At 73.3% G+C, this 8,464-nt stretch carries 8 protein-coding genes; 4 read left to right on the forward strand and 4 right to left on the reverse strand.

Translation table 11 applies throughout. The annotated features are described in order from the left end of the window. Positions 1 to 6: 6 nt before the first annotated feature. Together EAD89_RS18565 and EAD89_RS18570 are read right to left on the reverse strand one after the other, a co-directional pair. Complete coding sequence (locus tag EAD89_RS18565) at positions 7 to 1,155, reverse strand: site-2 protease family protein (protein WP_121676620.1); 1,149 nt, start codon at positions 1,153 to 1,155, stop codon at positions 7 to 9. A gap of 63 nt (positions 1,156 to 1,218) precedes the next feature. Further along, on the reverse strand, positions 1,219 to 2,073 hold the full coding sequence (locus tag EAD89_RS18570; RefSeq protein ID WP_121653491.1) for an alpha/beta hydrolase: 855 nt from the start codon (positions 2,071 to 2,073) through the stop codon (positions 1,219 to 1,221). Positions 2,074 to 2,492: 419 nt separating this feature from the next. Between EAD89_RS18570 and EAD89_RS18575 the strand changes: the two genes are divergently transcribed. From EAD89_RS18575 to EAD89_RS18590, 4 genes are read left to right on the forward strand one after another with little or no spacing between them, the layout of a single operon-like run. Further along, positions 2,493 to 3,392: an ABC transporter ATP-binding protein gene (locus tag EAD89_RS18575; protein ID WP_121653506.1), complete on the forward strand. Its 900-nt coding sequence runs from the start codon at positions 2,493 to 2,495 to the stop codon at positions 3,390 to 3,392. 1 nt (position 3,393) lies between these two features. Further along, positions 3,394 to 4,209 carry an ABC transporter permease gene (locus tag EAD89_RS18580; protein ID WP_121676621.1) on the forward strand — a complete coding sequence of 272 codons (816 nt, stop codon included), beginning with the start codon at positions 3,394 to 3,396 and terminating at the stop codon, positions 4,207 to 4,209. A gap of 26 nt (positions 4,210 to 4,235) precedes the next feature. Further along, positions 4,236 to 5,366, forward strand: a complete 1,131-nt coding sequence (locus tag EAD89_RS18585) for a sensor histidine kinase (RefSeq protein ID WP_121676622.1) — start codon at positions 4,236 to 4,238, stop codon at positions 5,364 to 5,366. Continuing rightward, complete coding sequence (locus tag EAD89_RS18590) at positions 5,363 to 6,007, forward strand: response regulator transcription factor (RefSeq protein WP_233578807.1); 645 nt, start codon at positions 5,363 to 5,365, stop codon at positions 6,005 to 6,007. The genes EAD89_RS18585 and EAD89_RS18590 overlap by 4 nt, the downstream gene beginning before the upstream one ends. A gap of 10 nt (positions 6,008 to 6,017) precedes the next feature. On the opposite strand, the gene EAD89_RS18595 is transcribed toward EAD89_RS18590, so the two are convergent. Beyond that, positions 6,018 to 6,929, reverse strand: a complete 912-nt coding sequence (locus tag EAD89_RS18595; RefSeq protein WP_121653488.1) for a L,D-transpeptidase — start codon at positions 6,927 to 6,929, stop codon at positions 6,018 to 6,020. Positions 6,930 to 7,000: 71 nt separating this feature from the next. Beyond that, the coding region (locus tag EAD89_RS18600) for an alpha-amylase family protein (protein WP_233578809.1) at positions 7,001 to 8,464 on the reverse strand (1,464 nt) is incomplete at its 5' end.

An 8,464-nucleotide genomic window follows, 5' to 3' on the forward strand; every position in this document is an offset into this window, starting at 1 on the left:
GCGTGCTCAGCGGGGTGCGGCGGGGGTGGGTTGGTTGGTGCGCAGGGTGCCGCGTTGGACGGCGCGGCTGATGTCGCTGGGTGAGACGATGCCGACCAGCCGGCCGTCGGTGACCACGAGGGCCCGTCCGTCGGCGCACTCACTGAGGCGGGGGAGCAGGTCGTTGAGCTCCTCCCCAGGCTGTGCGAGGACCAGTTGGTCGGCCCGGCAGGCAACCTCGGCCAGCGTGGTCGACGCCCGCCGGTCGGCCGGTACGCCCCGCACCCGGTCCAGGGTGACCAGGCCGGTCGGCCGGCCGTCCTCGGTGAGCGGCAGCGCCGAATGCCGGTACGCGAACAGGTAGTGGTCGACGAAGTCGGCGACGGTCATCTCCGCCGAGGCGGTCTGCGGCTGCGGGGTCATGACCTCGCCGACCCGGATTCCGCGCAGCGCGCTGCCGGTGCGGGCCTGCCGTTCCTCCATGCCGGCGGCCCCGATCAGGAACCAGCCGATCAGCGCCAGCCAGAGCCCGCCGAAGCCCACCCCGGACAGGAACTGCCACAGCCCGAGACCGATGAGCAGCGCGCCGAGCACCCAGCCCGCACGCGCGGCGACCACCGACGCCCGGGTGCGGTCCCCGGTGGCCTTCCAGACGGCCGCGCGCAGCAGCCGCCCGCCGTCCAGCGGTGCGGCCGGCAGCACGTTGAAGACCGCCAGCAGCACGTTGATGCCGGCCAGCCAGGCCATCACCCCGAGCAGCAGGCCACCCTGCCCGGCCAGCGCGAGCAGCGCGGCGATGACGCCGAAGAAGGCCCCGAGCAGCAGGCTGACCAGCGGGCCGACGCCGGAGATCCGCAGCTCCGCACCCGGGTCGCGGGGCTCGCCCTTCAGCTCGGCCACCCCGCCGAACAGCCAGAGCGTGATGCCCCCGACCTCCAGCCCGTTGCGTTTGGCGACGATCGCGTGGGACACCTCGTGGGCCAGCAGACCGACGAAGAAGACCACCGCCGCGGCCAGACCGGCGAGGGTGTACGCCACCGGGGACCGGTCGGGGTAGGACCGGGGGAACTGGTTGGCGGCCAGCCCCCAGGCGATCAGCGCGAAGATGACCAGAACACTCCAGTTGACGCCGACCGGCACACCCGCGATCCGGCCAAGCCGGAAGCTCGCCCTCATCCCTGCCCGTTACCCCCGCTCGGCCCGCCCATGCGCCCGACAGGGCACCGACAGCGCGGAAGCTCAGCGGCGCGGAGTCTCGCTGGCGATGGTCGCCTCGCGGGGCAGCGCCGCCGCGCGCAGCGCCCAGTCCAGCGCGTAGTCGGCGATCGGCTCCCAGCCGTCCTGTCCGACCGTGAAGTGTGACCGGCCGGGGAACTCCTGGTACGCCGTGAGCGCCCGGGACTTCTGGTAGAGCGTGGCGTTGGAGCGGACCACCGACGGCGGCACCACGTGGTCGACCTCGCCGGCCATCAGCAGCAGCGGGGCGCGGTCGTCGCGTCCGGTGTCGACGCGGGCGGGTGAGCGCGGGTCGACGTTGGCGAACGCGCCTTCGAAGTACACCCGCCCCGCGCCGGGGACGGCGTAGCGCTGCCAGGCCCGGTCGGAGTCTTCACGGCTCATCGCGTTGCCGAACGTGTAGGCGAAGTCGTCCGGGGTGAACGGGACGGCCTTGTGCCGGTTCGCGGGGCTGCGCAGGATCGGGAAGCCGGAGCGCAGCTGACTCAGGGGCACCTTGAGCACACCCTTCACCTGCGCGGAGTGCACTCCCACCGCCGCCGCGCCGAGGCCCCGGTCGACCAGGATCTGGGTGATCAGGCCGCCGAACGAGTGCCCCATGATGATCGGCGGTCGGGGCAGCGTCCGGATGAGTCCGTCGTAGTGCTTGACGATCCCGGCGAGGCTCTGCTCGGCGATCGGGGCGGGGTCGTCGCGCAACCGCTCGACCTCCCGGTCCATCCCGGGCCAGGCGGGCGTGAGCACCCGCAGGCCCCGGGCGGCGTACCGCTGCGCCCACCCCTCCCAGCTGCGCGGGGTCATCCAGAGGCCGTGGATCAGCACGACCGTGTCGACCTGGCCCTGCGGCGTGGCACCCATCGCGTTCCCCCTGTCGCGGCGTCCGGCCCGGCGGTTACCCACTGCCGTGCGCGGAAATCCTCCGCCGTCCGGACCGGCGATAACGGCCGCCGCTGCCCGGGCTCGCCGTTCTGAGCCTGGTAGCGGCCTTCTGGGCGGTGCCGTCTTTCGGGACCGGCTGGGAGCCGGCGGGTCGGCGTGCGGTGGCGGACGTCCTGGTGACCGTGATGACTCAGAGGCATAGTTATGCCTCTGAGTCATCACGCTCGTCGCGGTGCCCGCTCGCGCGGGCGTCACGCCCCGTATCGGCCAGGCCCGCCGTGCTCACCGCGGCCGGGGGCGGCGTCAACAGCCGCCGGGACGGCCCCTGACAAATGTCACGGCCGGAACGTGACGACCGCTCCGGGTACCGGCCCCCGCGCCGCCGGAGCATGAGTGACATGACCAGTACGCACCCGGCCGTCGAACTCGACGGCCTCACCAAGACCTTCGGCGCCGTCACCGCGGTCGACGGGCTGAGCCTGCGGGTGCAGCCCGGCGAGGTGGTGGCGTTCCTCGGCCCCAACGGCGCGGGCAAGACCACCACCATCGACATGCTGCTCGGGCTGGCCCGCCCGGACGCGGGCACGGTCCGCCTCCTCGGCGGCACCCCGGACGACGCGGTGGCCCGGGGCCGGGTCGCCGCCGTGCTCCAGACCGGCGGGCTGCTCAAGGACCTCACCGTCGGTGAGACCGTCCAGATGACCGGACACTTCTACCGGCACACCCGCCCGACGGCCGAGGTGCTGGAGCGGGCCGGGATCGCCGACATCGCCGACCGGGTGGTCGGGCGCTGCTCCGGTGGCCAGCAGCAGCGGCTGCGCTTCGCGCTGGCCCTGCTGCCCGACCCGGACCTGATGGTGCTCGACGAGCCGACCACCGGCATGGACGTCGAGGGTCGACGGGACTTCTGGCAGGCGCTGCGCCGGGACGCCCGCGCCGGCCGGACCGTCATCTTCGCCACCCACTACCTGGACGAGGCGGACGCGTACGCCGACCGGATCGTGCTGGTCCGGCAGGGGCGGGTCGTCGCCGACGGCACCACCGCGGAGATCAAGAACCTGGCCGCCGGCCGCACCGTCCGGGCCACCCTGCCCGGCGCCGACCAGGCCGCGCTCGCCGCGCTGCCCGGCGTGGACGCCGTCGAGGTACGCGGCGACAGCGTGCTCGTGCGCACCGGCGACTCGGACGCGATCGCCCGACACCTGCTCACGCGGACCACGGCCCGGGACGTGGAGATCACCTCCCGCAACCTCGAGGACGCCTTCCTCGCCCTGACCACCGAGCACACCGGAGCCTGAGATGACCACCCTGCCGGCCACCCCCGCCGCCACCCGTACCGACCGGCCCGACGAACCGGACCGCCGGCTGCCCGCCCTCGGCGGGTTCGCCCCGGCCGTGCTGCGCATCGAGCTGCGCAGGGTGCTGCGCAACCGCCGTACGCTCGCGTTCACGCTGATCATGCCGGGTTTCTTCTTCCTCATCTTCGGCCTGCCGCAGGGCGGGCAGACGCTGGACAACGGCCGTCCGGTGACGGCGTACGTCATGATCAGCCTGGCCGTCTACGCGGCCATGGTGGCGACCACCAGCGCCGGCGGCGCGGTGGCCACCGAGCGGGCGCTGGGTTGGAGCCGGCAGCTGCGGCTCACCCCGCTGCGTCCGACCGCGTACGTGGCCACCAAGCTGATCACCGCGATGGCCCTCGGCCTGCTCGCGGTCGTCGTCGAGTTCCTCGTGGGCGCGGCCGCCGGCGTCCGCGTCCCGGCGTACGTCTGGCTGCTGGCCGGGCTCGCGGCCTGGCTCGGCTCGCTGGTCTTCGCCGCGTTCGGCCTCTTCGTCGGCTATCTGGTGCCGGCCGAGAACGTCATGCAGTTCATCGGCCCGATCCTGGCCGTGCTGGCCATGTTCGGCGGGCTCTTCGTCCCGCTCGAGGTGCTGCCGGACGTGCTCCAGCAGGTCGCGAAGTTCACCCCGGTGTACGGCGTGGGCGAACTGTCCCGCGCCCCGCTGACCGGTGCGGGCGTGAGCATGGCCGCGGTGGCCAACGTCGCCTTCTGGGCCCTGGTCTTCGGTGTCGGCGCGGCCCGGCTGTTCCGCCGGGACACCGCTCGGGTCTGACCGCCCCGACCGTTAGCGTGGACCCGATGGATCTTTCGACGGGGCAGGCCCGGCCGGTGAACCGCCACTGGCGGTTCACCGGCTGGCTGCTGGCCGCGGTATGGCTCTTCTTCCTCAACGTGCCGCTCGCCACGGCGCTGCACCAGCCACAGCCGTGGCGGCGGGTCGTCGGCGTGGCCGCGCTGATCGTCTTCGGCCTCGGGTACGTGCTGCTGTTCCAGTGGGCCCGCCGACTGCGCCAGTCGCTGCTGCCGATCCCGGTGCCCCGGGCGTGGACGGGGTTGCTGCTGCTGCTCGCGGTGGGTGTGGCCAGCATCCCGGGCACCGGCGGGGACTGGCTGGCCACCCTGGTCTACGTGGCCGCCGCGGCGGTGTTCCTGCTGCCGTTCCGGGAGGCGTTGGCCACCGTGGTGCTCTGCGCCGTGACCCCGGTCCTGGCGTCCCGGCTGGTGCCGGGTTGGGAGGCGGAGAGCACCATCGTCTTCGCGGTGCTGCTCGCCTCGTTCGCCATGTTCGGGGTGTCTCGGCTGGCTCAACGCAACAGTGAGCTCCAGGCCGCCCAGCAGGAGATCCACCGGCTCGCGGTCGCCGAGGAGCGGGCCCGAGCCGCCCGCGACCTGCACGACATCCTCGGGCACTCGCTGACCGTGGTGGCGATCAAGGCCGAGTTGGCGGGCCGGCTGATCGAGGTGGACCGGGACCGGGCCGCCGCCGAGATCGCCGACGTGGAGGGATTGGCCCGGGCGGCGCTGGCGGACGTGCGGCAGACGGTCGGGGCGTACCGCGAGGTGACCCTCGCCGGGGAACTGGCCGGCGCCCGCTCCGCGCTGGCCGCGGCGGGAATCGCGGCGGACCTGCCGGCCGACGTGCCGGCGCTGCCGGCCGAGCGGGACCGGTTGTTCGGGTGGGCGGTGCGGGAAGGGGTGACCAACGTGGTCCGACACAGCGGGGCACGGTGCTGCGCGATCCGGGTGCACCCGGACCGGGTCGAGGTGAGCGACGACGGCCGGGGTCCGTCCACCCCCGACGGCAGTGGGCACGGGCTCGTCGGCCTGCGGGAACGGGCGCGGCGGCTGGACGCCGCGGTCTCCGTGGGTCGTCGGGCGGACGGAAGCGGCTTCCTGCTGCGGGTGCACGCGCCTGTGGACGCCCGGTGAGCGGCTCCGCCGCCGGTCCGTCCGGGCCGATCCGGCTGCTGCTCGCCGATGACCAGGCGCTGGTCCGTGGCGCGCTGGCGGCGCTGCTGTCGCTGGAGCCGGATCTCACCGTGGTGGCCGAGGTCGGCCGGGGCGACGAGGTGGTGCCCGAGGCCCGCCGGACCGCTCCCGACGTGGCCCTGCTGGACGTGGAGATGCCCGGCCTGGACGGGATCGCCGCCGCCGCCGCGCTGCGGACCGCGCTGCCGACCTGCCGGGTGCTGGTGGTGACCACCTTCGGTCGACCCGGTTACCTGCGCCGGGCGATGGAGGCCGGTGCGAACGGCTTCGTGGTCAAGGACACGCCGGCACGGCAGCTCGCCGAGGCGGTCCGCCGGGTGCACGCCGGCCTGCGGGTGGTGGATCCGACACTGGCCGCGGAGACCCTGGCCACCGGGGCCAGCCCGTTGACCGAGCGGGAGACCGAGGTGCTCCGGGCGGCCCGGGGCGGTGGCGCGGTCGCCGACCTGGCGGGGGTGTTGCACCTGTCCGAGGGGACTGTGCGTAACCACCTCTCGGCGGCGATCGGCAAGACCGGCGCCCGCAACCGGGCCGAGGCGGTCCGCATCGCCGAGCAGAACGGCTGGCTGCTCGGCGGGTGACGGACGCCGCTCAGGCCGTCGGCGGCGGGGTGGGCAGTTGGTCGACCACCACCAGGCTGCTGCCGGGGCGGACCTCGGCGAGCAGTTCGCGCTGGCCGCTGCGGGTGATCCGGATGCAGCCGTTCGTGGTGTTCTCGCCCAGCTCGTCGTCGTTGTACCAGGTGTGCACGCCGATGTGCGCGCCGCGCAGACTGGCCGGCACCGCTGAGGGGTCGTCGGGCACCGAGCCGAGGGCGTAGATGTCCACCCCGCCGTAGACGTCCTGCGGCGGCGGGGTGCGACCCAGGATGAAGGTCCGCCCGAGTGGGGTCTCCTGCCCCGACTGGCCCAGGCTGGTCTGCCAGGAGCGCACCGCCTTGCCGGCCCGGTACCAGGTGAGCCGGTGCACCTTGCGCTCCACCACGATCTGGTCGCGCAGCGCCACGGTGTCGAACCCGCCGGACGGCAGCCAGGCGAGCCGCCGGTTGGCCGACGGGAGCAGGACGGCCGTCCAGCCGGCCCGCCGCTCGGCGATCGGCACGGTCAGCTCGACACCGGCGAGCGTCGGTTCGAGGAAGGCCAGAGGACGCCCGCCGGGTGCGTCGTACGCGGCGATCCGCCGGGTCGGGTGCACGCCCTCGGTCAGGGGTGTGGTGTCCATGGTGGCCGGGTCGGCGGGGAACCCCTTGGGAGCGGGGTCGTAGTCGACGACCGGTAGCCCGTCCGGGGCGGGAGCGGCCGGTGGCACCGACTCCTCGGGGCTCTGCTCGATGCTGCTCGGCGTCGGATCGGCCGCCGCCGCAACAGGTCGGTCGGTGGTCGCCGAGCGCGGGGTGAGGGCCTGGCCGACCAGCAGCGCGGCGATCAGCAGCGCGGCGACGGCGACGGCGGCGGCCACCCAGCCGCCCCGGCGACGGGACGGGGTCATTCGGTCAAACGGCACCAAAGCACTCTACGACGGGATGCGGTTCGGGGCCCCCGGTTCGGCGATTCCGGCCCGGGGGCCCCGGCGGCTCAGACGCGAGCGCCGATGTGGATGGCCACGGCGTCGTGCGCGGGCACGTTGGCGGCGAACCATCCGTTACCGTCCACCGTGATCACCGGGCCGCTGCACGTGCCGCCCGCGTACGTGCCGTGGATGACGTCGCAGTACCGGCCGGCGGGCAGCCCCGTGTAGTACGAGCGCCCGTTCACCGCGGAGTCCTCGTCGTTGACCGTGATGAAGCCCTTGCCGCTGCGGCTGAACGCGATGTGGTTGTTGCCGTTGTCGTACCAGTTGGCCACGCCGGCGCCCTCGGTGGCGTTGCGGAAGCCGACCATGTTGGCGATCACCGGCCAGCGGTGCTCGCACTCCCAGCCCGAGTAGCAGGTGGTGTTCAACGTCCTGTTCGCGCCGTCCGAGGGCGGGCCGGCGTCCCGGTTGCTGAAGGTGTAGCTGGACATGACGGTCGGCGAGCCGTACGGCCAGGCCAGCATGAAGGCGTTCGCAAGGGCGTAGATCCCGCGGTCCCGGTACGTGAGCACCCCGCCGGCGTCGCGCTGGGTGTCGTGGTTGTCCACGAACACCGAGGACGGCCCGCTGGGCAGGTGCCCCCAGCCCTCGCCGAAGTTGCGCAGGTACGCCAGCCGCTCCGAGCGGAACACCCGGGCGAGGTCCTTGCCGTAGCGGAACTCGTGCACGTCACCGTTGCCGGTGTACTCGGTCGGCTGGATCGGCTCACCGGCGCCGTGGATGACCTCCTGCACGATGTACGCGGAGCGGGAGAGCTTGCCCCTGATCGCGGCGATGTCGGCCGCCGGCATGTGCTTGCTGGCGTCCAGCCGGAACCCGTCCACGCCGAGGGAGAGCAGGTCGTTGAGGTACGCGGCGATCTTCGTACGGACGTAGTCCGATTCGGTCTTCAGGTCCGAGAGGTTGACCAGCTCGCAGTTCTGCACCTCGTACCGGTCGTTGTAGTTGGCGATGTCGTCGCCGCCGTTGCGGCCGCAGTGGTGGAAGTCCTGCGTCTGGTAGATGCCCGGGTAGTCGTAGTGCGAGTACGACGAGCCGGCCCACCCGGTGCCGCCGGCGTCCTGGCCGGACATGTGGTTGATGACCGCGTCGACGAGCACCTTGACCCCGGCCGCGTGGCAGGTGTTCACCATCGACTGGAACTGGGCCCGGGTGCCCTTGCGGGACTCGATCCGGTAGCTGACCGGCTGGTACGCCAGCCACCACTGGTTGCCCCGCACATGTTCCTGCGGGGGCGAGACCTGGACGTAGCCGTAGCCCTTCGGCCCGAGGGTGCTCTGGCACTCGCTGGCCACCGACGGCCAGTTCCACTCGAAGAGCTGGACGATGACCTTCTTGCCGCCGGACGGGGCGGCGACGGCCGGGGGAGCCGTCACGGTGCTGGGGACGAGCAGGCTGGCAATCAGGCCGAGGGCGAGGATCGCTGAGCCGCGTCGACGTCGGTGCATCGGGACTCCTGACGGGGG

It is taken from the genome of Micromonospora sp. BL4 (genome assembly GCF_003667505.1).
GTDB lineage: Bacteria > Actinomycetota > Actinomycetes > Mycobacteriales > Micromonosporaceae > Micromonospora.